Source organism: Bacillus sp. FSL R9-9834 (genome assembly GCF_038006905.1).
Lineage (GTDB): Bacteria > Bacillota > Bacilli > Bacillales > Bacillaceae_G > Bacillus_A > Bacillus_A pacificus.
In genome coordinates, this window is sequence record NZ_JBBOWD010000002.1 from 128,222 (window position 1) to 153,714 (window position 25,493).

32 protein-coding genes are annotated in these 25,493 nt (G+C 31.7%); 12 read left to right on the forward strand and 20 right to left on the reverse strand.

Annotated elements, in window-relative coordinates:
* Nucleotides 1-2 precede the first annotated feature (2 nt).
* The 5 genes from MKY00_RS28280 to MKY00_RS28300 all read right to left on the reverse strand — a co-directional run bounded on the left by MKY00_RS28280 (nt 3) and on the right by MKY00_RS28300 (nt 4,835).
* The gene (locus MKY00_RS28280; RefSeq protein WP_000465462.1) at nt 3-2,294 is read right to left on the reverse strand and encodes an FtsK/SpoIIIE domain-containing protein; all 2,292 of its coding nucleotides are present in this window, start codon (nt 2,292-2,294) and stop codon (nt 3-5) included.
* Nucleotides 2,295-2,314: 20 nt separating this feature from the next.
* Nucleotides 2,315-3,370: a hypothetical protein gene (locus tag MKY00_RS28285; RefSeq protein WP_000443125.1), complete on the reverse strand. Its 1,056-nt coding sequence runs from the start codon at nt 3,368-3,370 to the stop codon at nt 2,315-2,317.
* Nucleotides 3,371-3,411: 41 nt separating this feature from the next.
* On the reverse strand, nt 3,412-4,038 hold the full coding sequence (locus MKY00_RS28290) for a hypothetical protein (RefSeq protein ID WP_000889449.1): 627 nt from the start codon (nt 4,036-4,038) through the stop codon (nt 3,412-3,414).
* Nucleotides 4,039-4,069: 31 nt separating this feature from the next.
* A complete protein-coding gene (locus MKY00_RS28295) occupies nt 4,070-4,270 on the reverse strand; it encodes a hypothetical protein (protein WP_000145720.1) in 201 nt (66 codons plus the stop codon).
* A gap of 130 nt (nt 4,271-4,400) precedes the next feature.
* Nucleotides 4,401-4,835 (reverse strand): helix-turn-helix transcriptional regulator, encoded by a 435-nt coding sequence (locus MKY00_RS28300; RefSeq protein ID WP_073519097.1) that lies wholly within the window; start codon nt 4,833-4,835, stop codon nt 4,401-4,403.
* Nucleotides 4,836-5,000: 165 nt separating this feature from the next.
* On the opposite strand from MKY00_RS28300, the gene MKY00_RS28305 reads away from it, so the two are divergent.
* Complete coding sequence (locus MKY00_RS28305; protein ID WP_000008615.1) at nt 5,001-5,168, forward strand: hypothetical protein; 168 nt, start codon at nt 5,001-5,003, stop codon at nt 5,166-5,168.
* Nucleotides 5,169-5,648: 480 nt separating this feature from the next.
* Nucleotides 5,649-6,323, forward strand: a complete 675-nt coding sequence (locus MKY00_RS28310; protein ID WP_000555304.1) for a hypothetical protein — start codon at nt 5,649-5,651, stop codon at nt 6,321-6,323.
* Nucleotides 6,324-6,860: 537 nt separating this feature from the next.
* Here MKY00_RS28310 and MKY00_RS28315 read toward each other — a convergent pair.
* Nucleotides 6,861-7,595, reverse strand: coding sequence for a hypothetical protein (locus MKY00_RS28315; RefSeq protein WP_000744352.1), 735 nt, complete (start codon nt 7,593-7,595; stop codon nt 6,861-6,863).
* Between the two features lie 438 nt (nt 7,596-8,033).
* Here MKY00_RS28315 and MKY00_RS28320 point away from each other — a divergent pair, with 438 nt between their 5' ends.
* Complete coding sequence (locus MKY00_RS28320; protein ID WP_000776882.1) at nt 8,034-8,771, forward strand: hypothetical protein; 738 nt, start codon at nt 8,034-8,036, stop codon at nt 8,769-8,771.
* Nucleotides 8,772-9,554: 783 nt separating this feature from the next.
* Here the strand turns inward: MKY00_RS28320 and MKY00_RS28325 are convergent.
* Both MKY00_RS28325 and MKY00_RS28330 read right to left on the reverse strand, forming a co-directional pair.
* On the reverse strand, nt 9,555-9,755 hold the full coding sequence (locus MKY00_RS28325) for a hypothetical protein (protein WP_000672240.1): 201 nt from the start codon (nt 9,753-9,755) through the stop codon (nt 9,555-9,557).
* A 134-nt stretch (nt 9,756-9,889) separates the two neighbouring features.
* Nucleotides 9,890-10,321: a hypothetical protein gene (locus MKY00_RS28330; RefSeq protein ID WP_000443245.1), complete on the reverse strand. Its 432-nt coding sequence runs from the start codon at nt 10,319-10,321 to the stop codon at nt 9,890-9,892.
* A gap of 387 nt (nt 10,322-10,708) precedes the next feature.
* Between MKY00_RS28330 and MKY00_RS28335 the strand changes: the two genes are divergently transcribed.
* Entirely contained in the window at nt 10,709-10,876 is a 168-nt protein-coding gene (locus MKY00_RS28335) for a hypothetical protein (protein ID WP_000334784.1), read from the forward strand.
* A gap of 221 nt (nt 10,877-11,097) precedes the next feature.
* Nucleotides 11,098-11,586, forward strand: coding sequence for a DUF559 domain-containing protein (locus MKY00_RS28340; RefSeq protein ID WP_002037703.1), 489 nt, complete (start codon nt 11,098-11,100; stop codon nt 11,584-11,586).
* Between the two features lie 117 nt (nt 11,587-11,703).
* Here MKY00_RS28340 and MKY00_RS28345 read toward each other — a convergent pair whose 3' ends face one another.
* From MKY00_RS28345 to MKY00_RS28365, 5 genes are all read right to left on the reverse strand, one after another.
* Nucleotides 11,704-12,291 carry an SMI1/KNR4 family protein gene (locus tag MKY00_RS28345; RefSeq protein WP_000366660.1) on the reverse strand — a complete coding sequence of 196 codons (588 nt, stop codon included), beginning with the start codon at nt 12,289-12,291 and terminating at the stop codon, nt 11,704-11,706.
* A gap of 92 nt (nt 12,292-12,383) precedes the next feature.
* Nucleotides 12,384-12,812, reverse strand: coding sequence for a hypothetical protein (locus MKY00_RS28350; RefSeq protein ID WP_000521679.1), 429 nt, complete (start codon nt 12,810-12,812; stop codon nt 12,384-12,386).
* Nucleotides 12,813-12,830: 18 nt separating this feature from the next.
* Nucleotides 12,831-13,127 (reverse strand): hypothetical protein, encoded by a 297-nt coding sequence (locus MKY00_RS28355; protein ID WP_001115744.1) that lies wholly within the window; start codon nt 13,125-13,127, stop codon nt 12,831-12,833.
* 64 nt (nt 13,128-13,191) lie between these two features.
* Nucleotides 13,192-13,527 (reverse strand): hypothetical protein, encoded by a 336-nt coding sequence (locus tag MKY00_RS28360; protein ID WP_002037702.1) that lies wholly within the window; start codon nt 13,525-13,527, stop codon nt 13,192-13,194.
* A gap of 227 nt (nt 13,528-13,754) precedes the next feature.
* Complete coding sequence (locus tag MKY00_RS28365; RefSeq protein ID WP_000578904.1) at nt 13,755-14,462, reverse strand: hypothetical protein; 708 nt, start codon at nt 14,460-14,462, stop codon at nt 13,755-13,757.
* A gap of 753 nt (nt 14,463-15,215) precedes the next feature.
* On the opposite strand from MKY00_RS28365, the gene MKY00_RS28370 reads away from it, so the two are divergent.
* The gene (locus MKY00_RS28370) at nt 15,216-15,521 is read left to right on the forward strand and encodes a hypothetical protein (protein ID WP_000398642.1); all 306 of its coding nucleotides are present in this window, start codon (nt 15,216-15,218) and stop codon (nt 15,519-15,521) included.
* 48 nt (nt 15,522-15,569) lie between these two features.
* Here the strand turns inward: MKY00_RS28370 and MKY00_RS28375 are convergent, their stop codons facing one another.
* Complete coding sequence (locus tag MKY00_RS28375; RefSeq protein ID WP_001092361.1) at nt 15,570-16,010, reverse strand: hypothetical protein; 441 nt, start codon at nt 16,008-16,010, stop codon at nt 15,570-15,572.
* Between the two features lie 374 nt (nt 16,011-16,384).
* Here MKY00_RS28375 and MKY00_RS28380 point away from each other — a divergent pair, with 374 nt between their 5' ends.
* Complete coding sequence (locus MKY00_RS28380) at nt 16,385-17,614, forward strand: NAD(P)/FAD-dependent oxidoreductase (protein ID WP_001044763.1); 1,230 nt, start codon at nt 16,385-16,387, stop codon at nt 17,612-17,614.
* A 170-nt stretch (nt 17,615-17,784) separates the two neighbouring features.
* Here the strand turns inward: MKY00_RS28380 and MKY00_RS30285 are convergent, their stop codons facing one another.
* The 3 genes from MKY00_RS30285 to MKY00_RS28390 all read right to left on the reverse strand — a co-directional run bounded on the left by MKY00_RS30285 (nt 17,785) and on the right by MKY00_RS28390 (nt 18,678).
* Entirely contained in the window at nt 17,785-18,036 is a 252-nt protein-coding gene (locus MKY00_RS30285) for a zinc ribbon domain-containing protein (protein WP_354693001.1), read from the reverse strand.
* A gap of 76 nt (nt 18,037-18,112) precedes the next feature.
* A complete protein-coding gene (locus MKY00_RS28385) occupies nt 18,113-18,544 on the reverse strand; it encodes a CRISPR-associated protein Csn1 (protein ID WP_227571989.1) in 432 nt (143 codons plus the stop codon).
* Nucleotides 18,538-18,678 carry a hypothetical protein gene (locus MKY00_RS28390; protein ID WP_000065208.1) on the reverse strand — a complete coding sequence of 47 codons (141 nt, stop codon included), beginning with the start codon at nt 18,676-18,678 and terminating at the stop codon, nt 18,538-18,540. The genes MKY00_RS28385 and MKY00_RS28390 overlap by 7 nt, the downstream gene beginning before the upstream one ends.
* Nucleotides 18,679-19,057: 379 nt before the next feature.
* Here MKY00_RS28390 and MKY00_RS28395 point away from each other — a divergent pair, with 379 nt between their 5' ends.
* Nucleotides 19,058-19,957, forward strand: coding sequence for a GIY-YIG nuclease family protein (locus tag MKY00_RS28395; RefSeq protein WP_000958557.1), 900 nt, complete (start codon nt 19,058-19,060; stop codon nt 19,955-19,957).
* 240 nt (nt 19,958-20,197) lie between these two features.
* Here the strand turns inward: MKY00_RS28395 and MKY00_RS28400 are convergent, their stop codons facing one another.
* The 3 genes from MKY00_RS28400 to MKY00_RS28410 all read right to left on the reverse strand — a co-directional run bounded on the left by MKY00_RS28400 (nt 20,198) and on the right by MKY00_RS28410 (nt 22,242).
* Nucleotides 20,198-20,725 (reverse strand): hypothetical protein, encoded by a 528-nt coding sequence (locus MKY00_RS28400; protein ID WP_000357020.1) that lies wholly within the window; start codon nt 20,723-20,725, stop codon nt 20,198-20,200.
* Between the two features lie 206 nt (nt 20,726-20,931).
* Nucleotides 20,932-21,645: an endonuclease/exonuclease/phosphatase family protein gene (locus MKY00_RS28405; protein ID WP_000706156.1), complete on the reverse strand. Its 714-nt coding sequence runs from the start codon at nt 21,643-21,645 to the stop codon at nt 20,932-20,934.
* A 150-nt stretch (nt 21,646-21,795) separates the two neighbouring features.
* On the reverse strand, nt 21,796-22,242 hold the full coding sequence (locus MKY00_RS28410; RefSeq protein WP_001263523.1) for a hypothetical protein: 447 nt from the start codon (nt 22,240-22,242) through the stop codon (nt 21,796-21,798).
* Between the two features lie 292 nt (nt 22,243-22,534).
* Here MKY00_RS28410 and tnpB point away from each other — a divergent pair, with 292 nt between their 5' ends.
* The 4 genes from tnpB (at nt 22,535) to MKY00_RS28430 (ending at nt 25,230) form a co-directional block, all read left to right on the forward strand.
* Nucleotides 22,535-23,656: an IS200/IS605 family element RNA-guided endonuclease TnpB gene (gene tnpB, locus MKY00_RS28415; protein WP_000586187.1), complete on the forward strand. Its 1,122-nt coding sequence runs from the start codon at nt 22,535-22,537 to the stop codon at nt 23,654-23,656.
* A 354-nt stretch (nt 23,657-24,010) separates the two neighbouring features.
* The gene (locus MKY00_RS28420; RefSeq protein WP_001027911.1) at nt 24,011-24,253 is read left to right on the forward strand and encodes a helix-turn-helix transcriptional regulator; all 243 of its coding nucleotides are present in this window, start codon (nt 24,011-24,013) and stop codon (nt 24,251-24,253) included.
* 25 nt (nt 24,254-24,278) lie between these two features.
* On the forward strand, nt 24,279-24,764 hold the full coding sequence (locus MKY00_RS28425; protein ID WP_001065869.1) for a hypothetical protein: 486 nt from the start codon (nt 24,279-24,281) through the stop codon (nt 24,762-24,764).
* Nucleotides 24,765-24,816: 52 nt separating this feature from the next.
* Nucleotides 24,817-25,230 (forward strand): hypothetical protein, encoded by a 414-nt coding sequence (locus MKY00_RS28430; protein ID WP_000838545.1) that lies wholly within the window; start codon nt 24,817-24,819, stop codon nt 25,228-25,230.
* Nucleotides 25,231-25,493: the final 263 nt, after the last annotated feature.

Sequence of the window (25,493 nt, forward strand, 5' to 3'; positions counted from 1 at the left end):
AATCAATGGATTTTCGTATTTTTTTCTTCATTTAATTCTAAAAGTTTAAACCTACCTTTTCCCGTTTTTACAAGTAAGCCTTCATCAACTAACTGATCCATGATATTACGAACTACATTAACATCTAGTTTCATTTCCTGTTTTACACGTGTCACTGCAGTATCCCCTGTTTCTATAATATAAGTCTTTATCCGCTCATATGGTGTTGGTAATGGTTTAATGGTTAATCCATTCTTTGGACGCTCATATGGGAACAAATCACATATACTTTGCAATATATCTTTAGTTTTACCTTTAGATAAGTCAACAACAGGACTTTGAAACCTTACATATTCTTCGCTCATGACAGGGCTTTTTAATAAAGCATCTCCCTTTCCTAGTAATTTCACGCCTGGTGCATTTCCAAAAACAGTTTTGTAATCATGATAACTACCACAACTAAAGGCAATTTTAGTTGGTAAATTCGCCTTGATTAACCCGTCTACAACTTTTACTTCCGGTCTTTGAGTACCACAAATCACATAAATACCTGCGGCTCTAGCCTTTTGGCCTATTCGCACAATATAGTCTTTCACATCAGGGTTTTGCATGACTAAATCACTAAATTCATCGACAATACAAACAATATACGGAAGTTTTTCCACATCAGGTAATACATTATAGTCAACTAAATCATCTATATCGTATTCTTCCATCAATGCATATCTTCGGTCCATTTCTTCAGTTACTGCAGCTAAGACAGCTGTTGACTCCTCAACTTCAGTTACTATTTTTTGAACATGTGGGAAATCCTTAAATTTCTTAAAATCAATACGCTTTGGATCTATAATATAAAAATGCAAATCATAAGGCGTTTTCAATAAACATAAGGACAAAATTACTCCTATTAAAAAATACGTTTTTCCACTTCCAGTTGCTCCAGCTATTAACATGTGTAAGGTATCTGTTAAGTCCTCAAAGAGTGGCTTTCCATGTTCATCTAAACCAATGATAAAAGGTAATCTTGCCTCTTTTGTGAACGTTAAAAACTCGGAACTGCTTATGATATCTCTCAAGTAAACAACACTTCGTTTTTCTTTTGGAAAACTAAACATAATTGAGTTCAGTTCTGAAGCAGATGATAATTGTAGGTCCTCCAAACCAACAGCTACCCGTATATCCTCTACATGTTTTTTAATGTCTCTAAATTTAACATTAGAAGGAATTGAAAGAGTTACATGCATAATTGTAGACCCTTCCTCTATTTTGATAATTTCACACGATTCCTTTATAATATTTTGTTCTCTCATTACATTTAGTATCTTTAATGTATTCTCATCTGCTTCTAAACGCGTATTACGCTCCTCTTTTGTATAGGGTAAAAGTTCAATCACTTTTTCCATAAAGTCGGAACTGTACACTGTATTTGTTTCTGACTTAACTGCAGAACCAATAATCGTACATTCATTCGTACCAATAACATCTTTTTTACTTTCTTGTCTCTCTTGCTGTACAATCAAAGACAAAATTTCACTCTCACTTATATACTGTTTATTTTGGTTCACATGGATCTTTCTGCTTTTTATACCGTCTATAACATTTTCATTTTCTTCGATTGGAGACATTTGTAGGCGGTTAAAATAAGTAATTTTCTCTAATGAATTAGCAATTACATGCTGTAAATAATCTTTTCTCGAAGTGTCTTCAGCGTAGATTCCAATGATTAATTGATAATGATATAGCGGCTCTTTTATTTTGGCTTCAATATCCTTCACCTGAGAATTTTTATTTAATGGATAGTTCATACTTTTAAATAATTGATAAACATATTTTTGGAACTTCCGTTTAAACAAAGCATCTGATGGATTCGCTATTCCAGATAAATAGTCAATGTATTGCTCTATGAGGTCTTCTTTTGCTTTATCCTCTTTCTGAGTTAAAAATTGCATCCATATTTTTTCTCTTTCCTGCAGTACATTCTGTATATTTTGAAATATCCCTTTGTCATTCTTCAATGGAAATATACTCCCTTTTTGTAAAGACACTTCATACAGGTTCATACCACTGATTAGTTCTAAAACATAATTACTATCTATCTGCTCCTGAACTATCTCAAAGTTATTTCCTACTGGCGTAGATAAATAGTTGTTACAACCTTCTTTATAAATGATTTTCTCAAACCCTATTGTTGTATTCACATCACAATTTAAAACATATTTAACCGTGTTTTCATCAAAAGTATTTATTGAATAGATTGTCGATAATAAAACATCAGCCTGAGAAGTAAATCTACGTTGAAATTGTTTAAAAAACATTACCGATCCCCCTATTCGATTTATTTTCTCTTTCCTTTTTTCCATAGCTTCATTACTGTTCCTTTCAAAGGAATTCTTGTAAAATGGCTCTTTAACGATTTTCCTATTGAAAACACATCATCACCATTATCTTGAAAACCTTTTAAAAATCCTGGAGGGTTTGCGACCCTATAGAAACCACCAATTATAAATAAGATTTTCAATAAAATCATATTTGGTTCTATAAGTCCCCTTGTTGCAAATAGAACAATTGCCATAAAAGTAATAAATGTAGCATGTATAAGCTGTATCAAAGACAACTGCTTAACATTTTTCCACCATAGGTTAAACCAATGCCGATGTTGATCGAATATCCATGTACATAGTGCTAATGGAGTACTTATTACAAGCAACATCAAATCAAACCATCGCCTTCCTGCTTTTAATAAAACAGGGATTAGTGTAGAAATAAGTAGTAAATCAAAACCTATTAGTGCAATTAAATTAATTACACTTAAAGATCCATTTAACACTAATTCACCAGCTTTTATTTCACTGACACCAATACCAGTAATTGCATCTGAACATAGATTTAATAAGGAGAAACCTTTTGCAAAAAGTGTAGGAGCAGCACCAGTTAGTAATAATGCAAGAGGAATTCTGTGAAGGATTTTTCGTATAGGGGTGTGTGGTTTGCGAAGCATCATTTTTATCGAATTAATAGTACATAAAATCATGATTAAAATTAATGAAATAGTAAAAAATACAAGTGTCTGATCTTTAATAATTGTCGTTTCAAACAGAAATGCCGGTAACTTTAACAATACGTTTGAAACTAACTCAAAAATTTCATTTAGCAAAATTACACTGCCATTATAAATGTGTTGAGGTAGATTTTTAATAAACAAATCAATACTATCAATTGCATCTGATATTCCTGTTACTTTTGACTTAATATCTGTTAAAAGAGTACTTACACTTTCAAAATAATTACTTCCAGGGATAAATGAAAATGGAGCAGGATCTTCTGTTTTAGTAGGTAGTTTGAATTGAAACTTATCTTCAAATGGCGCCCATGGTTCAGCAGCACTTTCCATAGCATAAGCTTCTTTCACATGAAACATTAGGAAAGATGTTGCTACGGTTGCATAGGGAATAAGGTTTCCAAAGCCTCTTGAAATGTAGGTAAGTACCTTGCAGGATCTATATACCACTTTAGATTTCCAAACAGTGAGTGGAATAACAAAATGATGCAAAATATAGCGAGTGGCATTAATAATACTTGAATTAACCCGCGAATGATATCGTTGCTCCATTCCTGAGCAAACTTGTGTTTTCGAAACATGCGGCAAACTCCTGCCAATACGGAACCTACTAGAGCAATTCCAACTGCAATGATGATACAGCTCATTAAAATAGCCAATAGTACTTGTATCATTTCTGCTGGCATTAATACTGCTTCCGCCGTCTTCGATACTGTTTGAGCAGCTGCTGGTGATGCGTACATGAGAATCCCACTCAACGTTGGTATACTTTTTTTTGCTAATTCTAACCACTGGTACCTTTTCTTCTTTTTGCTGTTTATCACTTCCCTTTTTAGATTTTTTACATGAAAAGGGACTTTCTTAAGTTGCTCATTAAACTCTTTTTCAACATTTTGATACTCAGACTGATTTTGATGAAACTTTATTTTATATGTGTTTCCCACTTGTTCGACGGAAAATGGATGTCCTTGCCCTTCATCAATTCTGTGATGTTCTAACATAAGTACACCCCATTTAAAAAATAATTAACTACTAAACATTTTCTTCGTTAAGTTCCTTTCTGATTGCTTCATAATCATGAGTTGGTGAAGCTGGCGCTTTAGACTTTGTTTGTTTCTTATTCTTTTTATCAAAGGTATGAAAATAGTCTATCGCTTTCGTAACACCAACTGTAAAAGCGCCCGCAACTCCAAACTTCGATACAGTCATTATAAGAAACCCTATACCAGTCATATTGTCATGCCACCTTTTCTTCTCGATTTGGTAAAATTTATTACGCCTGTGCCTGGTTTTATGACATTTATTTTTAAAATTAAATCAAAAAGTTTTAAATTTAAAACTTAAGGACAAAATAAAAACTACTCTAATCCTTATCTCGATAGAATAATTCCTCAATAGGTGGATATTGTAGTGCTGCCCAAATTTTAAAGAATGCTTCTAGCGAAGGCTGAACATGATTATTTACAATTAAGCTTAGATTCCCTTTTTTTATATTGGTTATAGCAGCTAATTCTGTTTGCTTCATACCAATTTTCTTAAGATATTGTCTCAATTTATTACGTAATGGGTTCCCTGTATCAGAAGCTAATAATTTCAAATAGTTTATATTAATTTCTTCAATTTCTGTGGCTTGTTCAATCTTTTTTAAAAAAGTTAAAATAATTCCTCTGACCAATATTTCAAGATCTACTTTTTCTTCAACATTTAATTTTTTCCTGAAATTCTGATATCCTACCATCTCTACCAACTGATCATATATTTCCTCTGAAACCGTAAATATAATCTCCTTCTCATCCATAATTGAATAAAAACCTCCTTTTGCGGAAATCGTAATACTACATGTTATAAGCGAAAGGACAGTGATATGCGTGATTTCACTATTAAATAATACTGAAAAAGTAGATGAGATATTAGATGAAGTATTTGATGCAGGAAAAAGAAGTAAATAAAAAGGGTGAAATTGATGTCATTTAAATTTCTCGGAATGTGGGTACCACAAACTGGAGTAACACCTGAGTGGTTAGAAAAGCTTGAGATATGTGACGAAAGTATATTTAAAGAACTAGGCTTATCAAGAGAAAAGGTTATTGAAATCTGCCAACACCTACATGATAATTATATCTTAATTTAAAATCATCTTTCATATACAAAAAGTAAGACACACCTCTTGTCAGAGTATGTGTCTTTTAAACTTTCCATACTTTAATCTCTATTAATGCTTCTCTCTTTTTTTCTCCTCCGTTACACCTCGCGATGTAAGTAGAAGTAAGTTAATAAAAGTTAAAATAAGATAGACTAATTTCCTCAAGTAACATGTCTCCTATTACATTAATTCTTTTAAAACAGATGAAAAACGAAACCTTATAAAATATTTACATTTTTATAAGCATAGTAAGTTTACATTGAATTCTATTATCTTTATATTATTTATATAAGGATATTAAAACTTTTGAAAAGCTAATTAGTTATAAATTCGAAATAAGGCTACATTTTATTCAAAATGATTAAACTTTTTTCGAATCTGCACCTGCGGAAAAAGTCGAAAAATTCATCATATATTACTTAATCTATTCTGTTAATATGAAATAGAAATAATAATTAGGGGGTAAATATGCATAGTGATTTGGAATATAAACTTCAGAACATTTTATTAGAAAAAAATGATAGTAATGGCCCATTAATCAGTTGGAAAATTAGTACTGATATTATGAAGTTTACTCATTCAGATAAGAAAGGGAGAAATCCTACTTTAGTGGGGAATATCATAGTATATATGTTTGATGAACAAATTGAAGATTTATACGCAGCAGCAGGATCCCACTCTAATGAGTTTCAAAATATTTTAGATGACACTTGGGTAGTGAGTGAGAAAACAGACATAAATATGTTCTCAAAAAATTTATATGAACCTCATTTAAGCTGGTCTGATCCAGTATTGTATTTAGACGGTAATAGTTATAAAAAAGCGTGTATAAGTGGAAGAATTGCCATCTTACATAAATTACACATCCAGGAAGAGACCACTATAAATAAAGAGATTAGATCTCAGTTAATCAGACATCTAATGCATGAACTAATGTTTTACTTCAACGTTGATTTTGTCCTTACAAAGGGTGATTTATTTCAAAACGAAACAGAAAAACTATCTGAAAATTCAGAATATAAAAAAGGGACTATTGAAAGCGAATTGTTATCCATTGGTTTCAATAAAACTGGAAAATCTACTCTAATCCTCAAGTTAAACATGGTTAATGTAGATGATTATTTCACATTTTTAAACCAATAATAAAAACTATTAATATTAAATGAAATACATATATAACGAACATAATAAAACCAGTTGGGAAACGCGTTGCCCAACTGGTTTTATTATGCCACAACCGGAACAGAGTGAAGGGCGTAGCTTAATGTAGCTTTATAAAAAAGTTTGATTAAAAATATAGTAAAAGTGCTGATATATCAATACAACTAATTCTTATCTTTTGAAAAAAGATTGATCAAACCTTTAATTCTTATTTAACCTATATGGTTTTAAAGAAACTAATAAAACCGTACATAAATATGCTAAAAAGTTCGCTAGAGATTCTAACATGACAGTTGAAGAGTGGATTGATTATCATACATCCACAATGAACGCATACACTACAGATCAAATTTCACTTCTAAATGATAAAAAGGACTCATGATTTATTAAAAGAGTCCTTTTCTTCAATATATTATAAGTCTTACTTTTATTTTGCGTCTTCCAAAAACTACTCAACACTCGCTAATATTTCTTGCTTATCTACTGGTTCGATATTTTCATTATTCAATCCCATAATTCTTACCAAGAATCCCAAGCTGTATCTCCCCCTACAAATATTTTGTGAACATACGATTTATAAGCAGCACCTGAAGTAGTCTTTCCTTCAAATTCTAGATAACCATATGCATTACTACTGCTAGTTTCTTTACCTCTCACTATTGTAGGTAATCCAACATTTTTACTAATTAAACCAGTAACACTCGGTGCATATACTTTACTAAGACTATCATAACCACCTTTTACAAGTGAATAATCAGCTTTAAAAGTAGAGCGTACCGATCCGCTTAAACGAGAAACTGACCGACCATAATAATTAACATAACCTGAACCAGTAGTAGAAGTACCACCTGAAATGACTTCTTGTTTATCTGTGGCTTTAACCTTTTCAACAGTACCACCTGTAATAGTTTCTAACGTAACAGATCCATCTAAATATGTTGTTTTCTTTTCTGTACAAAATACACCATTTTCATCTAAATATTCTTTAGATTGTGTAATTCCAGTTCCTACTTTTTCAGGATCCTCAGCGTCTAATACTTCTCCTCTTTTAATCTTTTCAATCAACCTTATTTGAGTTTCTTCTGAAATCCCACCTATAGTGAAATTGTCTTTTATTTCTTTAATTAATTCTTCGCTAAGCATTTCTTTTTGTGGTGCTACAACAGGATTTGCTGGCACTTCTGCACTACTAATAGTTGGCGATGCAGCTATTGTTAATCCTAATACTAAAGCTAGTCCTAATTGTTTTTTCATAAACAATCTCCCCTTGTAATGTTTTTGAACGTCTGGAAAATTAAGACATTTCACACTATAAAGATAACATAACTTATTACAAACGATTTCAGAATCCAGTTTTTTCAACAAAAGACAGAATATTAAAAATATAAAATGATATTTTGGATTACCTACCTTACTTGGTACCGATAAAACACCCTTTTTTTAAGTGGTTTGATATTTAAGTTACCTTTAACAGTTACTTAAATATAGTTTTTGATAAGCGAAAATTTCTTTCCATGTATACATTTTGGAGAAGGTATATGTTTCTTATTGTTAGGAGGAAATGACTTTCATTAAAAACAAAATATTCTGTATATTATTTCTCAACTTTTTAACATTTCTGCTAAGTGATGTAAAAGTTGTATAATACTGGTAGGATTTGTTTTAAAAATTAAGGGATAGGGAGGAAGAAATATGAAACTAAGGAGTAAGATTGCAGCAGGGATATTTACGTTGTCATTAGCTATTGGTTCATTTGCACCTTCATCTTTTGCAAGTACAATAGAGGTTAAAAAAGAAGAACAAATCAAATCTATTAAAGAAAGTTATGGCGATACTAAGGTTCAAAAATCTTTAATAGAAAAAGTAAATAATGGGGAAACTTTAGATAACGTTAATCCTGAAAAGAAATCACTTGGGAAAAAAGAAAGAATAGGTGAATCAGCTACCTTAACAACTTTTCCAGATGGTTCAAAAGAAGAGACGGGAATTGATTATAGTGAAGCGAAGTTTTTTGATGAAAAAGGTAATGAAGTGCAACCTAGTAAAGTTCAACCGATAAAAGGAATAAAAGGACCTCAAGATAGTATTACTGGTGGGACTTGGACGAACGGTTCAGGTTATTCTTGTGTAAAAGGTGCAAAGGTATGGCGTCAATCATATGGAAACTTTATAGTTCAATATTATGCAGATTATTGTAATCACAATGGTGCATATGATAAATTAGATCGAGTTTGGGGACGTACTCTAAGTAATGTTCATGGTAGTTACTCTATAGAAACAGAAGGTGTATTTAGAACTTGGGAAAAAAGTGGTTATTCAGCCTATGGAGGCGTGAAATTTAACTTTACAGACAGTAACGGTAGATCAAGTACTCAATATTTATATATTCGTGTTGGAAATGATCGCGCTTGGGAAGATTCGAATTTTTAAACATATGAATAACGATAAAGGAACAGGGATATATTCCTGTTCCTTTATCGTTATTCTATATATTTTTAAAAAATCATTTTTCTTTATGATTAATTGTATTTTTAATTTCATTAAGGAGCTTAATAACTTGTTTTTGATGGTTTGTTTGATTTTTTAAATATTTTATTAAGTTAAGAGTTAAAAATATTCCTAAAAAATATAAAGTAAATTTAATTAATGTGTCTATAATAACCAGGAATAGCGAAGTATTTGGAAGAAACCAATAAAATGGTGCAACAATTAAAAAACTTAAAACTAACGCTATCCATAAGTTGTTTTTATTCAAATTTATCACTTACCCTTCCTTAGAAATTAAAGTATTATACTATAATCATAACATAGTCAATACATATATATGTTGAGAAAAGTATAAGTTAGAATCAAGAAATTTTGAGGGGATTTTAGGATACAATTACAAACCAATAATATTTATTAACATTTGTTCTTTAAAGAACTCTTCTTCTGATAAACCTATTACATTTAAGAACCATTGAATCAAGAACATTAACCTCTCAAATACAAATACTGTTAAAGATATTCCGTATTTACGTATAAGATGAGTCCTAAGTTTAACCTCAATCTCCTTTAAATCCTCTTGTAGCTCCGGTTCAAAATTCGAAACTAACCTCCATCACCTGATAGTGGCGGGTGCTTTTTCCCACTTCAAGAAATACTCCAATTCCCTCCTGTTGTCTACTAGATTTATAATCGCATCACTTTTTAATTTCAAATCCTTCTCGTTTTTTAAGATTTCAAAATCCTTTTCTTTAGATTTTTTTCAACACTTAATAGTATTTCTTTTTTATCTACCACTAACGGTAGCGAAAACACCGCTTTTTTTTCCAAATCTTCTTTTCTATATCGTATTAAAGATTGCATTTGTATTTTTGGAATACCTTGACTCTTCAGGTAACGATATACCATTACTTTATATCGGAACTTCATATTTAAATCTTCTATATCCTCCACTAATTCTTTGAGACTATATAAATTTACAGGCAATTCACTAATTGCTAATTTTTTAGTAACTCTACTTTTTAATTCTCCTACTGAATATAATTTTTTCGCTTATTGTAGCGCTATAACCTCAAATCCTTTTGCAACAGTAGTTTCTTTCTCTTGTTTTTAACTATTACTTCCAATCTCTCTCTAGCTGCGGCGCTTAATTCATTTAAATAATATCGTTCCCGATCACAAAGTAGAACCGATTCTTCCAATACAAATTGCTGAAATCCTATGCGTGAAAATAACTTACGTTTCGTGAACAAATCTATATATTTACTTTTATCTCCATGTTGATTTAACGCCTTATTTGCTACGAAGTTGATATATATATGATGGACGTATGGCGCTATATTCTTTTGGACATAATCATAACTACAACTAAGATAATCAGCCATTTCATCAATTGTCATATTAAAATCATCTTTTATCAATCCTAAATATAAAGATGCTATTGATTCTAAGGTTTGCCCCTCACCATTTATTTTAACTAGAAATTCACTCTCCATACGTTCTCCCCTCCACTGACACTTATATAGCTTAGCATAACACACCATTTCCATTGTATGTTACGTATAAAAGTAACTTATAATGAAAATCTATTAAAGCCTCTGCATCATTATAATCCATTTCGGTATCTGTAGCTTTATAAAAAATTATGTGGTTCTACTGTTTGAGAAGGGGATTATGGACAATCAAAATATATATGTGAAAACAAGGTTTGCGAAAGGTCAGATCCAGATTGGGCTTATAAAAAGAGAAGTGAAATTTTAGAGCCTTTTTTAGAGAAAATAGAGAAATATAGTTCTTTTAGTCAAGGTACAATTGATTTTTATGATACTAGATGGGTTGGAGATGGTTCAGCTGAAATCACACTAAAGGATGGTACAGAATTTATGTGTCATGTTAAGCAAGGTAAATTCAACCCATTTGATTTTTCTCATTTCGAAGAACTAGAAATTAATATTAACGAGAGTGTAATCAAAGAAATAAAAGAAAACATGCTAAAGTTAATTAATTTAAGAGAAGAAATGCGAAGAGCTATTAAAGTAGGGAGTAAATAAAAAAACTTATCGAACTTTAATATAAATTATCGAACTTTATTACAAATACACACTTAATTTAATAAACAATGTAAAGGAAATCTATATTTTAAATTCACAGTTATATCTGGTTTAGGCGTGGGTAATACTAAAGAGGAAAATACTTGTGCAAAAACTTAAATACTTGTTTTGTAGCAACGTATGAATAATATCGGTTATAATACATTATCTCTGAAAGGACGATGCAATTGTTATTCACATTTTTTATAATCTGTCTGTTTATTTATGGAATAGCTTTTGCTATTAAAAATGCACAATTGAAATTTAGTCCAAAACAACGCACGGATCAAAGAGATATAGGAATCAAACATAATCGTGAAAAATGTGGGAATCGTTTTGAAAGAGAAGTTTTTGACTGCCTTGTGAAATTGGGCTACTACCCTTTATCACAAGTAAAGGAAGGACGATATAGATTAGACTTTGTTTTATTGGAAAACAACAAACGAATTGTTATTGAATGTGATGGAGATATTTTTCATAATGCTCAACATGATAAAAAGCGTGATGCTTATTTGAAAAAGGCTGGTTATGTTTCTGTACTTCGTATTAAATATAGCCAATGGAAAGAAGATAAGAATAAATGTATTCTTAGACTTGAATCAAAATTATACGAACTACAACATTTACCATCTACACACCCCTCTTTTAATTTACAATTTAATATTGAATAAAAACACTGCGCAAAATATATGACAGTGTTTTTATTTTATTTTATTTATGAAAGATATAATTTATTTAAATCTATTTCAACTAGAGCTCTTGTTAATTTAAGTATGATTCTTAACAAATTATTGAGATTCTTCTTCGTCTAGAAAATTAAAATTACAATCAATTAGATTTTGTAAATACTCATCAAAGCTGTTTGCAATCACTTCATATTCATCGGGGTCGTGTAAAAAACGAATTATTTGACCACATACCCCTTCCTCAGAAGGATTAAAATCAATATACAGCCTTGATGTTCCACCGTTGTTCATACAGTCTGAAAAGTGAATATACGTGCCAGGGAGAAGTCCTTCTGGATTTATCTTAGGGTCAACAGCATCCTCGTCATCTTGGTATTCTAAAAGATAGGAGACGTCTTCTCCTTCTTTTGAACTTTCAATCATCTCCTGTGTAGAAAGCAAATAATACGGATACTCTTCAACATCTGAACCTAAAATACATACCGAGACTTCGTTTTCTCCATATTTCCGCCAATATGTACCATCGATATTTTCAAGTAAAGAAATTAATGATTCTGGACAATTTGGATATTTCGTCCTTAATATATCAATATCCTCTTTTGTAGCACCGTATGCTTTATTTAGCGCTTCGAGATCAGCTCTTGATAAGGCTTCTTTCAAACCGTTTAAAAATTTGTTTACCAAATCCATAATATTGTCCTCCCAATAATGAAATATAAAATTTTTCAGTCTATATATCTATCATAAATGAGATTTTACCTTTAACGTTTTTTACATCTAATTTAATTAGTACCATTACGCTCTAGCTCTTCACGATTAAAGTATTGTTCTAGTAGCTCTTTACCTGTTTTGATTGTTGTATAGTACTCGCCACCATACAGTTTCCCTTCTGATGGATTATGAAAATCTTCGTATTTCTTGAAGTCTTCATTTTCTTCAAATGATTTCTTTGCAACTTCCATGTCTTCTGCTTCTATTTTAGCAAACAATCTACCTATATCGAATACACCGTCTTCATCAATACTCTCTTCTACTAAGTAATGCGCTTCTTCCTCTATAGGAGTTAGCTTCTTCTTTGTAACAGAATATAAATGTTTCGTTTCCTCTTCCTCTACCATAATAAAGAACCAACCCACTCTTACTACTGTACATGGTGCTAATCCTAGTAATGTATAGGCAACTACCTTTTGGTCTTTCACATATTTCCCCATTTTTCTTCCCCTTGTAGTTTATTTTAAACCGTAACCGTAGTCTCTCAGACATCTATCTGCCCTCAGTAAAGTATCCCTAGCTGCTTCCTTCTCTGTAGATGTTAATCTGTTGTCAATCGTGTTCCAATACACCTTACCGTATTTCTCTATCACTTCTACATGAGCCATTTCAACAAATGCTTCGTGACGTTGCATGACGTCTCTATTGTTTTCTCTGTACCCCATATACTTATACCACGCGTCTACTCCGATGTCTTCTCCTGTACCGCTTACTTTCGTGAAACCTGCTTTGGCACTACCTATGAAAAATGGCATATTTTATCACCTCTTTTATTTCATAAGTTTTTTTACATATTCTGTTTAAAGAACAAAGTATTTATTAACGTGGTGATACATATCTATAACCATATAAAACAGTAATTCCCTTAACTACAATTGTATTTTCTTCTATACTTTTCACTATCGCTTTTCCTGTTAAACGGTTCATATATCGAATATAAATAGCAAATTCTATAGGCTCCTTTATTTGTTTTGCTTCTTCAAAATAATATAATTCTTCTTCACTTACACTTAATAACTCTAACTCCCAATCTGCAAAGTTAGTTTCATTTATGGATAGTCCATGAGATTCAGGTGATCCTATTTCATATTTAAAATCTTTAACAAAAACACGATCTACGCCATGCCAGTTCCTTTTTCTTCCCATTTTTGTCATCCTTTTCGTTCCTATTAATAATTTTTTCTTCTTCTATTAGGTCAATTATTGACTATGAAAATATTGGAATATCTCCATTTTTATCATACAGGATAAAAAGTGATTACACCAATTATCACCATATATTTCTATAGTTTCTTGAAATGATGTTGTTAGCTCATATAACAAAGCTTTTTAATTGTAAATGCAAAGAGCTATCATCATTAAACATGATGATAGCTCTTATATTAATCAAAACTAATATCTTCTTTATTTTTTTCTAAATCCCCACCAACTAATACTAGTTGTAGTTGTTCATAAATTTCCTGTGTATCCGGTGTAGTTTCTGCTTGTTTACGTTCACGCTTAACTGCAGAATCATTTTCTTCTTTAGTTTCTGCGACCATTTCTACGTGCTCCAGCACCGCTACACGCTCTAAGCCTTCCATTTCATCTAAATCTTCTACATCATCTGCATCGTCAATTATTTCTGGTTCTTCTGTTTGTATAATTTTCTTCTGTTCTTTTTTCAATTCAATTACTGGTTGCTCTTGTACTATGTTCTCTTTTTCAATATTAACTTCAGCAGCTTCAATTACCTCTAAAGGTTTGTTTTTCGTATTTACTTTTTTATTTGCTTTTGCTATAGCAATTTTCACTTTCATCACTCTTAAAGAAGAGGAAATATGATTTAGTATTCTGCCTAACCCATAGAAACGAATTGCCTCAACAATAACACCCATTACAATTCCAAAAATCCATGAATTAGAAAAGTATCCAACTAAACCAAATGTTATAACTCCTGGTAAATATAAGCTAGCATAGGCTATTAAATTAGGTAAAGCTTTTTCTACTGTTAATTTAAAGCTGTATTTAACTATTAAATATATGGCGCTCAACCCCACTATTAAACCAGCCAAACTTAACAATAAATTTTTAAAAGTTTCACCTATCATTACAATTTCCCCCCTTAATGTTTTAATTTTAATTTTTTTATTAAATTCCTCTTTACTTTTCACATTTTTTCAAAAATCAAATAAATTTATCGCTAATTGTCCTTCTTCAATCTTCCGTTTCAAATATATACAACTACTTTCATCCTTTCTTTTTAGAAATATCTATATAAATGGCATAAGCCTAATTGTTTTTAAACACAAAAACCCTTTCGGGTATATGAATTTTTGCAAGCAAGGCTGCTTTACAAAGTCATTTCCCCGAAAGGGTTGTAGTATTTTTGGATTTTAAAAAGAAAAAAGAAAGTCTTACATACATTATATAAATTACTACCATCATATTCAATTTATTTTTAACAGAAGATTCAGACCCTTATGTGTATTTACATTTTTTGTTATAATATGGATATATTTTAAAAGGGTTAAGCTATAGCTCCTTATTACTATTGATATGATTTCATAGTATATTACCACCTATTTTAAGTATTATATATTTTAAAATATTGATTGAATTGTGCTATAGTCTCTTATTACCTTCTGATATGTATGCAGACTAATTGTTTGCTATAGTTCCTTATCACTTCTTGATATTATATGATATGTCACCATTGAAGACCTCTAAAATAACATTATTTAGAGGTCTCCATTTATGGATAAAAGCACTAACTTTATATACTTAAAATATAACATGAGTAACTTTTGAGTATGTTTGATAATTCGCCTTTAACTATTATTTCTATTTTAGGAGTAGATTCTATGGAAGGAAAAACATTGATAAAGTATATTTTTTACTTTTTTTCTTATTTACTTGTTTACATACCCTCACTTCCAGTTATAGTTGTTCTTGGTATGGCTGGCGCTTCTCCTGATGTAGAACATACTATATTAGAATGGATAATTACGACTTTTGAGTTAACTGTTACAATTTTAGGGGCTTGGTTTTTTAACTTTATTTTCAAAAACATAATAGGAATTAAGAAAAATACAAAATTCACTTGGACTATCTGTATTCTTCATTTAATTCTTATTCCTTTGACATGGAGACTTCTTCTTTATTATTAGGTTATCGATCTTTTTTATGAATAAAACTATATTTTAAATCCCGATTATTCAATCGTGTACTTGCATACTAAAAAAATAAATACCTTTGTCTGTCCTAAACAAATATTCTTCATAACAGCATGCATAATAACCTCCTGGATCTAATTTAATCCAATAAACCTCATCTGGTTCTTGTTTGAATACATTTAATAACTGCTGTATTATAAATTCCTTGGGAGTCACTCCATTTAAATCATATCCGTACGGTATTTTCCCAAACCAAGAAGACTCTCCATTGGGATATTGGCAAATTAGAAATTCTTTTTTCCATTCTTTCAAGCGAATAAGTTCTAATATGTCATTACTAGTAGCGTATGTCGCGTTTTTGGCTAGTTCAAAAATATTGTCCTTTTTATTTTCTGACATAATACTAACCTCATAATAATTACTTACATATTCGTCTGCATTTATATCAGCAAAATCGCTTAAGATTTTATTAATTGTATTCATTTTTTACTCCTTTTAACTTTAAATTATAAGAGAACGACAATTATGTAAAAAGTAAAGCCGTCCTGATGGACGGTTTTTTGTATTTTTTGGAGAACATAGTTTTTTCCGAAATGCTGACGATACTCCTTATAGTCTTGCGAAATATTATTTTAAATAATGCGTCTTTTGCTTCATTATGATTATATAAATGTATATAAATTGTAAGTCATATGTCCAATTTTTTCTGTACTTATTTCGTTTTAGCTTCCATACTTTATGTATGTAGTGCATTCTTATCAATTTTCCCCATTACTTTAACTCGTAGGGGCATTAACTTTAGAACTCTACTAACGGATAAGCAAGTTAATAATTGTACTTAAAAATGGAGTGATACAATGAATAAGACGTATGATGTCATCATTACCGGTGCTAGATGTGCCGGCTCTACCCTGGCAATTTATCTTGCTAAGGCAGGTTTCCATGTGTTATTAGTGGACCGAGCGAATTTTCCAAGTGACACATTATCAACCCATACCTTTTTCAATAATACTGTCGCACTTCTTCGAGAAACCGGTGTCCTGGACAAGTTATTGGAAACAAAAGTACCGCCGGTACGGGATATTAAATTTCAATTTGAGGATACCGTGATAGAAGGTCTCATCCCTGAGGTTTACGGAGAGGAAAGTTGTTATTGTATTAGAAGAACTTATCTCGATCATATTCTACTTGAACAAGCCAAATCCCAAATGAATGTAACTGTTTTAGAAGGATTTCGTGTGACGGATGTCATCCGTGATGACGAAACAGTGATAGGCGTGAAAGGTTTAAACGGCGACAACGAGAAACAAGAATTTTTAGCTAGCCTGGTAGTCGGGGCAGACGGCCGATCCTCTATTATTCGCAAGCTGGTAAAAAGTGAACTCAAAATAAGTATTCCGGCAACAGTCGGCATCTATTTCGGGTATTTCTCTGGATTTCGCCACGATAATGTCCCTAAATTTGAAGTATACAAGATAAAAGATAACACAGCCATTCTATTTCCGACGAATGATGATTTATATGTAATTGTCGGCATTTTCCCATTAGAAAATAAGGAATTGATAGAACGGTTGAAATTAAATCCGGAAAGCTGTCTACGCAATTTCTTTACAGATAACTTTCCAAATACAACAATTGGGGCGCGTTTAAAAAATGCAGAACTAGTAGAACCGGTCAAAGGCATTCTCGGATATGATAATTACTGGTATAAAGGAATGGGAAAAGGATGGGCGTTGGTTGGAGATGCAGTTTGTTTTAAAGATCCTGGCATGGCGCAGGGTATCCATGATGCTATATGTGGAGCACGTATATTATCCAATATTCTATCAAAATATAAGGGACAATTCGATCAATCAAATCAAATGTCTGAAGAATATCAAAAGGCAATAGAAGATGAGTTTATGGTTCGGTTTCACATGGGATGCCAAATTTCAAAGAATGAACGCATATCTGAACAACAGGATGCTGTCAACAAGCTAATCAGTTCCCATCCAGAGGCTATAGAGAAGTTTTTAGGGATTTACAATTATGCAAACGAGCCCGCTGCTTTAGAAAAAGAACTCGCACGAATTATGCAATCGATCTAACAATGATTTTAGAGATTAAGTGATTTAAGTACAAAAATAATTCGCTATGAACCTCCCCCACTTACTCGCTTCCTCTTGAAGTGGGGATTTCTTAGCATCAACATAGACAAGGTCCGATGAGGAGCAGATTTCCCATCTCCTCTCTGCACCTATGCAAGGACTCCTTTTCTTCATTTGACTAAGCACCTTCTGCACATGCAGAAGGGTGAGAACACACCGTCTACTACTTTTTGCTTACGCAATCCACAAATACTTTCTCTTCGTTTCTTCCGGGATATGACACATCTTTCTGTACAGTTCTTTTGCCAAATGCTGCGGGCACCGTGAATGTCCCAGTGTTCTTCGTAGCCGCACACACAAACGTAGTTACGTGTCCGCACTTTCTTTCTTATTTGGCAACAAGGGCATGTTTTTAAAGATATTTACTTTTCTTTATGAAGTTACTTTAAATGCTCTCTACGTTCATATTTAGTCATTTGTAACAACTTGCTTTCGTTTTTAGTTCTGTTGTATCTTAATATCCTGTCTTTCCTCATTCCCGACCTTATTATATCGTCCCAATACATCTACTTGATATTTTTCAATCAATAGTAAGTTTTTAGTACCAATACCTCTTGCTAGTAAACTTTCATCATGTGATTCCAAAGTAAATGCTCCTGTACTACTATCGAGCCCTTTAAAATAGCCAATAAATTCCTTTCTTTTAGCACCTTCTACATCATCTGCACCAAGCATTTCAAAATCATAAGGTGGATTTAAATAAATAAGCTGAAAGACATTTCGCTGTACTACCATTGTCTCAATAGCTGCATTACTGCAGTAATCCAGTAATTCCATAGCAACTTTGCTTCGAGCCTGATCTACCTCAACTCCGTATGTTTTTATTTGATTTTCATCATTATCTAAACGCTTGACTATTTGCTTTAATATTCGCCCTTCGCCACAAGTTGGATCAAAATATTTATTGACCCTTTTGGTTTATTGAATAGTTCAACTAGATATTTTCCTTGTTGCTCTGGCGTCGCGAAAAAGCCACTTCTTAACTTGTTACCGATATTACTCATAATTACATCTCCCTTTAATATTTTTACTTTTTAATACCACAAAAAAGCGGTCCTCGGATAAAGATATTAAGCACTTTAAACTTAAATCTCAGTCCGAAAGACCGCTGATATTTGTAGATATAAAAATAAAATTAAAAAGTATACTTACATTTTAACTATAAATCTAAAATAATTCAATTTGATTTAGTATAAATCGAATTTTAAGTCAAGTGTAATCTAGCATATTACGAACCACTGCAGGCAAAAACAACTGTTACAAATGAAGCAGTAAGTTGGGCTATTATATCCGTCTACTGCACCTGTAATAGAACTTCTATCAGTAAAAAATTATGATGTTTCTTTCCCCTAATAGTACTATCATATTAGTAGGTGGGGAATTATGCTTACAGTAGAGAATATGTTAGCAAGTTACGGCTTAGATTTAACTAAGAACATTAAAATCGTTCGACATAAAGATGAAGGTAGAATTGATGTTGTTGATTTATATGAAAAAGGACAAATAGAGTTATACCAGAAACACCAAAAAGATGATGTGTTTGGAGACTGTGAATATGTAGTTAGTTTCCTAGACTTTGAAGAAGGTAAAAAAGCTGTATTTATCGGTGTTTACAAGGTGTTAGGTAAAGCCAATCCCCAAAAATTCATTGCTGATAAATATTATGAATGGATGAAACCTGAGTACAAAAAGGGTAATGCATACTATTATGAGATGGAAAAAGTTACAGGCTTTGAGGAACTAGAGGATCGAATAATTATTAATTGGTCAGAGAGAACATTTCATATGTGGTTTGCTCCACTAAAAAAGGTAAAGGCAGTCAGAAAGAGAAAACAATTTGATATCATAGAAATTATTCAAAAAGGAGCAATTCGTAAGTTTCCAGGATTTCTTGATTTCTCACTTACATACAACGATTTAAAAAGCCTTTACGATAACCCTGATGTAAACTCCACTTGGTGTAAAATGCTTTCCTCAGTAGCAGGAATCTATGTAATTTTAAATAAAAAAACAGGGAAGTTATATGTAGGTAAAGCAAATGCACCTGGTGGAATAGGTAAAGGCGGAATATGGGGCAGATGGGAATCTTATGCTAAAACTGGACATGGAGGTAATAAGCAGTTAATTGAGCTATTAGAAAATAATCCTGAACATAAACAGGATTTTCTTTTTTCGATATTACGTACTTTACCCAAAACAATTACGAATGATGAAATACTAGATATTGAAAATATTTACAAGGAAAAGTTAGGTACACGTGAATTCGGATATAATGCGAATTAGTCTTTAATTTGAAATAAAGTTTAATCAAAACTTGCCCTCAAAATACTTTAACAAATTTCCCCTATAAACAGTTAATCGTTTTTAAAAACGGTTGTACATTGATAAAAACGATTGAACCATATTTCAAATCCACATTCGGATTAAAATTGCACGACATCAATGTCGCACTGAGCAACCAATTTATTAAAATAAATTGGTTGCTTAAAAGATTATTCGAAGAAGATCAGTAACAGCTTTAAATCATTTTCTATCCGTTATAATAAAACTAATGTTAATTGTCTTATCTTTCCCTACATATCTATCATATCCGAAATCATATGTGTTTGGTGACTCGTTCTCGTCTACCCCTTTTGCTATTAACTTATCAATCTCCTCTATTGTTAGTTTAGGGTCTGCGATACGAATCACACATTCCATTAGTTTACGGTATTGCTTATATGAAGTTTTATCCTCAAATACTTTCTTGTTTGTTGCAACTGATACGGAGTTCGATACCCAATCGCTTTTACCCACTTTAGCGTATAGTTCGAAACCCTTCCAGTTTGCTTTATATATATTATCGTTTTCTTTATCACGATGTTCTATCTGTGAATCTTCAATCAAAATCATACTGTTTGAGTATTCTTTTAACTTGTTTTCAAAGTCTAATTGATGTGTATACCCCTCTTCTATTTTATCAACATTACTATTTGTAGTTACAGCCCATACTAATATCAGTCCAAATATAATACCTAAAATAATTTTATATCTCCTTACTTCTTTGTCCACATCTATTCATCCTTATCTTCTTTAATGTTTCAGGCTGCCTTGATTTCACTTTCTGGTTGTGAGATTGGATACCCGTTTTTATCTGTATTTTAATTTCATTCTTTCAATGCTTAATATTAATTTTTCTTGTTGTTAATTTTAAAATAAAGATCAATCAAAAAAACTCAATTTTCCCCAATTTAATTTAAGTTACTATAAAATTATTTTTAATCATTAAATTCAGCACTTAGTGGCATATGATCACTAAACTCAATCCACTCTTCATAGGAACCTATTTCAATAGATTCTAATTTGTTAAGGAATATATCAGAAGCAAATAGACAATCAATATGAAATGGTCTCACTTTTTCTTTTCTAAAATAATGGGTCGCTTTCAACTCTTCACCTTGTTCTTCCTCAAAAAATTGATGATATGCACTCTTAATCCCAAATGCTTCAAGAAATCCAATAACCTCAGAATGTGTCTTAACTCTTTTAATATAATCAAATACCTTATTACTGTTCCAGTCCCCTACAATGATACATGGCTCCTTTAGCAAAGAAGCATATTTCTCTAACGCTAAATATATTTGACCTATGTAACTACTATAACGTTTTTCACCCTTCTGTGACCAAACAGCAAACATTATAAATTCCTGGTTATCAGCAGAGACTTTTATTGGAACAATATAGCGGAAAGACTTATCATATTCAGGATGGATTTCGATTTTATACCTTTTATCAAAAGTAATTATTCCAATACCCTTGTTTGGATTATCCCCTTCCCATAAAAATTTATAAATACCTTTTTCTTTATCAATCTGCCCCCATTTTTCTGGTTGTTCACACTCTGAAATTATCAATATGTCTGCTTTAAGCGGTAATATTTTATCGATTTTCTTCCTAAATGCCATGCCTGCATTCCATGCAACTATTTTCATTTACCCAGCTCCTATATGTGACTACATAATATTTTACAACCTATCGACACCCTAAAATTTTTTAAATCCGAAATAATTGATACATACTTATTCAAGCAAAAAAAGGTCATTGTAACAATGCCCTTTGCCACTCATTTATTTACAACCTTTTTAACTATTCTTTGGTTTGTTTGCTGGAAAATTAAAAGCTTTAAAAACTTCTAAATGCACTCCAGTAATTTGCCCTTCTATAAAATCGATAAATTTATTAATCTCCATATCAGATGTCTTTGAATTAAGAGTGAAATCATAAGAAACAATCGCTTTAGTACCATCAATGTCATAGTATGTTAGATTAAATTTCGGATGATTTTCCACTCCTTTGACTAATTCATCAAAAAAGTCTTTAATTGAAAAACCATACACCTTTGGTCCTTCTCTCTCTTCAACAACTTCCACTTTAAGTTTCATATCTTCAATTTTAGTAATATTCATTTGAACCTTCTTCATAAGAGCAGTTTTTGGTTCACCATAATTTACAAGTGCATACGTAGTATTTAATTCGAGTTGTCTTAAATCCATTTTCAGCGCTGCATCTCTTGATAAAAATACTCTCATAATTATATCCCCTTTCTAAAGTATTTCACGAAATAAACACAAGATATATAAGCATATTTTGCATTACTACCAAACATGTTGTTATTATTTTAGCCAAAAAAACCCCTTACTCAAAGAACGCAAAGTGAGACGGCAGAAGATGGATTAACTTGGTACAAGCAATGGCAGGATGCCCTCTTTATTGTTCAACAGATAGTAAATTGTTACTTGACAATTTGTCATGATCACTTCACTACACATCGAATGTATGTTCAGTTTATAATACACATATATCGAAATGGAGGTGAAACAAATGATTATCAATAAAGCATATAAATTTCGTATCTATCCAAATAAAGAACAAGCGAGCCTAATCAATAAAACGATTGGTTGTTCCCGTTTTGTATTTAATCATTTCCTATCTCTATGGGATAACGCATACAAAGAGACAGGGAAAGGTTTGACATATGGTACATGCTCTGCCAAACTTCCTGCTATGAAAAAAAAGTTTGTTTGGCTAAAAGAAGTCGATAGTATTGCGATTCAGTCGTCCGTTCGCAACCTTGCGGATGCTTATACACGTTTTTTCAAAAAACAAAACAGTGCTCCGCGCTTTAAATCTAAGAAGAACAACGTACAATCTTATACCACAAAACAAACTAATGAAAACATTGCTGTTGTAGGAAACAAAATAAAGTTACCGAAACTAGGTCTTATTCGATTTGCCAAAAGTCGCGAAGTAAAGGGACGCATTGTAAACGCTACAGTTAGACGGAACCCTTCTGGCAGCTACTTTGTGTCATTGTTAGTTGAAACAGAAATACAAGAACTTCCGAAAACACATTCTTACATCGGAATAGATGTGGGACTAAAAGATTTCGCCATTTTGTCAGATGGAAAAACCTATAAAAATCCAAAGTTTTTTCGCTTATTAGAAGTTAAGTTAGCGAAAGCACAGCGTGTTCTTTCTAGAAGAACGAAAGGATCTACTCGTTGGAATAAACAGCAAGTAAAGGTAGCTAGACTTCATGAATACATTTCAAATGCTAGAAAAGATTACTTGGATAAAATCTCAACTGAAATCATCAAAAACCACGATGTTATCGGTATAGAGAATTTGCAAGTATCGAATATGTTAAAGAATCATAAATTAGCAAAAGCAATTAGTGAGGTTTCCTGGTCACAGTTTCGAACCATGTTGGAATATAAAGCAAAATGGTACGGCAAACAAGTCATTGTCGTATCGAAAACATTTGCTTCCAGCCAATTATGTTCTAGTTGTGGATACCAAAACAAAGACGTTAAAAATCTAAACCTACGTGAATGGAACTGTCCCTCTTGTCATACACACCATGATAGGGATATTAACGCAAGTATCAATATAAAGAATGAAGCGATAAGACTTCTAACCGCAAGGACTGCGGGGTTAGCCTAATAAATTAGCGTTCGATAGAACTCACTACTTAGGAATCCTCCACTCTTAAACGAATTGACAGTGGAGGAAGTTCAAATTCTATAGATATACAATCATTTCGTAATTCATTAATAATATCCCTTTTAATACTAGTTATTATAATCAAAGTTTATACAGCTATTACCGTATAGCAACCATTTATTAACATAATTTTATCATGTTATGTTGTACAACATCAAACTACATTTCAGAAAAGTCTATTTAATCTAAAAATTAAAAATAAACTATTACCATATGGCAACCCTTTATGTTAATATAAAACAAAGGTATTACATTACTTCACTTTTTTGTGTCTATTAAGGAGAAAGAATGCGAATGAATATAACACCGGAACTAAAGAAATGGCTCGCACAAGAGCTCATGATAACTAAAGATGTAGCTGCACTTCTTGGAGTTTCTAACGCACGAGTTAAAGCTCTGGTTAAAGAAGGGCGTTTAATCCCTATTAAGTCTGAAGAAAAATGTACTATTTTCCTTCGTTCTGAGGTTGTTATATTAAAAGAAGAGTTAAGAATTAACCGATCAAAGTTTATGAAAAAGGATCCAAAAGATAAATAATATGATTAGACAAGGAGGATAAAAAATGAACAATTCAAATCAAAAATTGATTGATAAAGACGCTAAGAAAATAGGTGCGAAAATACTAGTATTAAAACTCAAAAAAAATAACCAACCTGCAAAAACACGTGTGTTAATTAAAGTGAAATATTCCAATTGCATCGAAGTACATTTGCGGGACAATTTACACTCCACTACAAATGTTTCAATTTTAGAGAGTATCAATGATGTACAGGAACAAATAATCTCAGCTTTAGGCATTCATGATATTAGACTAAAATTTTTACAAGATTCCCGCTGGTTTTTATATGGTCATGATGGTACGATCCATGAATTTTGCTATGGAGAATTAGAACCAATCAATTTAGATTCAGGCCACATAGACCAAGACTTCTTAAAACTCACCCTAGACTCTGCTCCAGATATTACTTTTGATGTAAGTATCCCTAAGAAACAAAAAAAGAACATCATTAACAATAAACACCATCAACTTGAATTCCATCTCATCTAATTTAGCCAAAATAATATATTTTCATTTACAACCATGTTAAGGAAGTGATTTTTTGAAATCCCTTAAAGACCTTTTTAAAAGGAATACCAGACCGCAATTTCCTATTCAAGATACTAAAGCACTTTCCTCCAAAGAAGTTGATTATTTAATTTTAGATTTAAGAATTAAAAATGATGATAGAAAAAAATTGGATCTCCCAAAGCCTGTTAAAGAATTCGGGGATTTGATTACTGAAAAATTGGTAAACAATTTAATGTATGGTATCCAATTTAGCGAACTAGAGATAAAGATCTTAAATGGGTTTTATCATGACGTAGATGTTTCTTTTATTGAATTTCTATTGTTAACCGATTTAATTCAATATGAGGAGCCTAATAAAGTAATAGGAGACTTACAAACACAAGGTTACTCTTATATAGAGGGCATTGGATATTTACGTTTTAGAAATTATTATGAAACTAATTAGCATTTTTTAGGAGGATATATATAATGACTGAAGTTAAATACTTAAAAAGTATGTGCACAATTGTGCTATGTATGAAGTTACTATGTGTTTGTCGCGAAAACTTTTAAATGTTTTTAGTAATCAAAAAAGCTATAAAGAAATTTTATCTCTTTATAGCTTTGAATTAATGAATTACGCAGTATAAATATACTAAAGTCATCAATAATAACCATTTACACTGTAGATAGACTAGCTTAGGATATTAAAGGTAATTATTCCTTAAA

Excerpts from the sequence above, each read along its gene's own strand:
- MKY00_RS28325 (WP_000672240.1), bottom strand. The coding sequence starts at position 9,755 with ATGAAGTTCCGATATAAAGTAATGGTATATCGTTACCTGAAGAGTCAA.
- MKY00_RS28375 (WP_001092361.1), bottom strand. The coding sequence starts at position 16,010 with ATGAATACAATTAATAAAATCTTAAGCGATTTTGCTGATATAAATGCA.
- MKY00_RS28300 (WP_073519097.1), bottom strand. The coding sequence starts at position 4,835 with ATGGATGAGAAGGAGATTATATTTACGGTTTCAGAGGAAATATATGAT.
- MKY00_RS28395 (WP_000958557.1), top strand. The coding sequence starts at position 19,058 with ATGCTTACAGTAGAGAATATGTTAGCAAGTTACGGCTTAGATTTAACT.
- MKY00_RS28405 (WP_000706156.1), bottom strand. The coding sequence starts at position 21,645 with ATGAAAATAGTTGCATGGAATGCAGGCATGGCATTTAGGAAGAAAATC.
- MKY00_RS28330 (WP_000443245.1), bottom strand. The coding sequence starts at position 10,321 with ATGGAGAGTGAATTTCTAGTTAAAATAAATGGTGAGGGGCAAACCTTA.
- MKY00_RS28320 (WP_000776882.1), top strand. The coding sequence starts at position 8,034 with ATGAAACTAAGGAGTAAGATTGCAGCAGGGATATTTACGTTGTCATTA.
- MKY00_RS28315 (WP_000744352.1), bottom strand. The coding sequence starts at position 7,595 with ATGAAAAAACAATTAGGACTAGCTTTAGTATTAGGATTAACAATAGCT.
- MKY00_RS28355 (WP_001115744.1), bottom strand. The coding sequence starts at position 13,127 with ATGCCATTTTTCATAGGTAGTGCCAAAGCAGGTTTCACGAAAGTAAGC.
- MKY00_RS28390 (WP_000065208.1), bottom strand. The coding sequence starts at position 18,678 with ATGAGTAATATCGGTAACAAGTTAAGAAGTGGCTTTTTCGCGACGCCA.
- MKY00_RS28335 (WP_000334784.1), top strand. The coding sequence starts at position 10,709 with ATGTGTCATGTTAAGCAAGGTAAATTCAACCCATTTGATTTTTCTCAT.
- MKY00_RS28365 (WP_000578904.1), bottom strand. The coding sequence starts at position 14,462 with ATGATAGGTGAAACTTTTAAAAATTTATTGTTAAGTTTGGCTGGTTTA.
- MKY00_RS28360 (WP_002037702.1), bottom strand. The coding sequence starts at position 13,527 with ATGACAAAAATGGGAAGAAAAAGGAACTGGCATGGCGTAGATCGTGTT.
- MKY00_RS28425 (WP_001065869.1), top strand. The coding sequence starts at position 24,279 with ATGAACAATTCAAATCAAAAATTGATTGATAAAGACGCTAAGAAAATA.
- MKY00_RS28370 (WP_000398642.1), top strand. The coding sequence starts at position 15,216 with ATGGAAGGAAAAACATTGATAAAGTATATTTTTTACTTTTTTTCTTAT.
- MKY00_RS28305 (WP_000008615.1), top strand. The coding sequence starts at position 5,001 with ATGTCATTTAAATTTCTCGGAATGTGGGTACCACAAACTGGAGTAACA.
- MKY00_RS28345 (WP_000366660.1), bottom strand. The coding sequence starts at position 12,291 with ATGGATTTGGTAAACAAATTTTTAAACGGTTTGAAAGAAGCCTTATCA.
- MKY00_RS28295 (WP_000145720.1), bottom strand. The coding sequence starts at position 4,270 with ATGACTGGTATAGGGTTTCTTATAATGACTGTATCGAAGTTTGGAGTT.
- MKY00_RS28380 (WP_001044763.1), top strand. The coding sequence starts at position 16,385 with ATGAATAAGACGTATGATGTCATCATTACCGGTGCTAGATGTGCCGGC.
- MKY00_RS28340 (WP_002037703.1), top strand. The coding sequence starts at position 11,098 with ATGCAATTGTTATTCACATTTTTTATAATCTGTCTGTTTATTTATGGA.
- MKY00_RS28280 (WP_000465462.1), bottom strand. The coding sequence starts at position 2,294 with ATGTTTTTTAAACAATTTCAACGTAGATTTACTTCTCAGGCTGATGTT.
- MKY00_RS28290 (WP_000889449.1), bottom strand. The coding sequence starts at position 4,038 with ATGTTAGAACATCACAGAATTGATGAAGGGCAAGGACATCCATTTTCC.
- MKY00_RS28420 (WP_001027911.1), top strand. The coding sequence starts at position 24,011 with ATGAATATAACACCGGAACTAAAGAAATGGCTCGCACAAGAGCTCATG.
- MKY00_RS28410 (WP_001263523.1), bottom strand. The coding sequence starts at position 22,242 with ATGAGAGTATTTTTATCAAGAGATGCAGCGCTGAAAATGGATTTAAGA.
- MKY00_RS28285 (WP_000443125.1), bottom strand. The coding sequence starts at position 3,370 with ATGGAAAGTGCTGCTGAACCATGGGCGCCATTTGAAGATAAGTTTCAA.
- MKY00_RS28350 (WP_000521679.1), bottom strand. The coding sequence starts at position 12,812 with ATGGGGAAATATGTGAAAGACCAAAAGGTAGTTGCCTATACATTACTA.
- tnpB (WP_000586187.1), top strand. The coding sequence starts at position 22,535 with ATGATTATCAATAAAGCATATAAATTTCGTATCTATCCAAATAAAGAA.
- MKY00_RS28310 (WP_000555304.1), top strand. The coding sequence starts at position 5,649 with ATGCATAGTGATTTGGAATATAAACTTCAGAACATTTTATTAGAAAAA.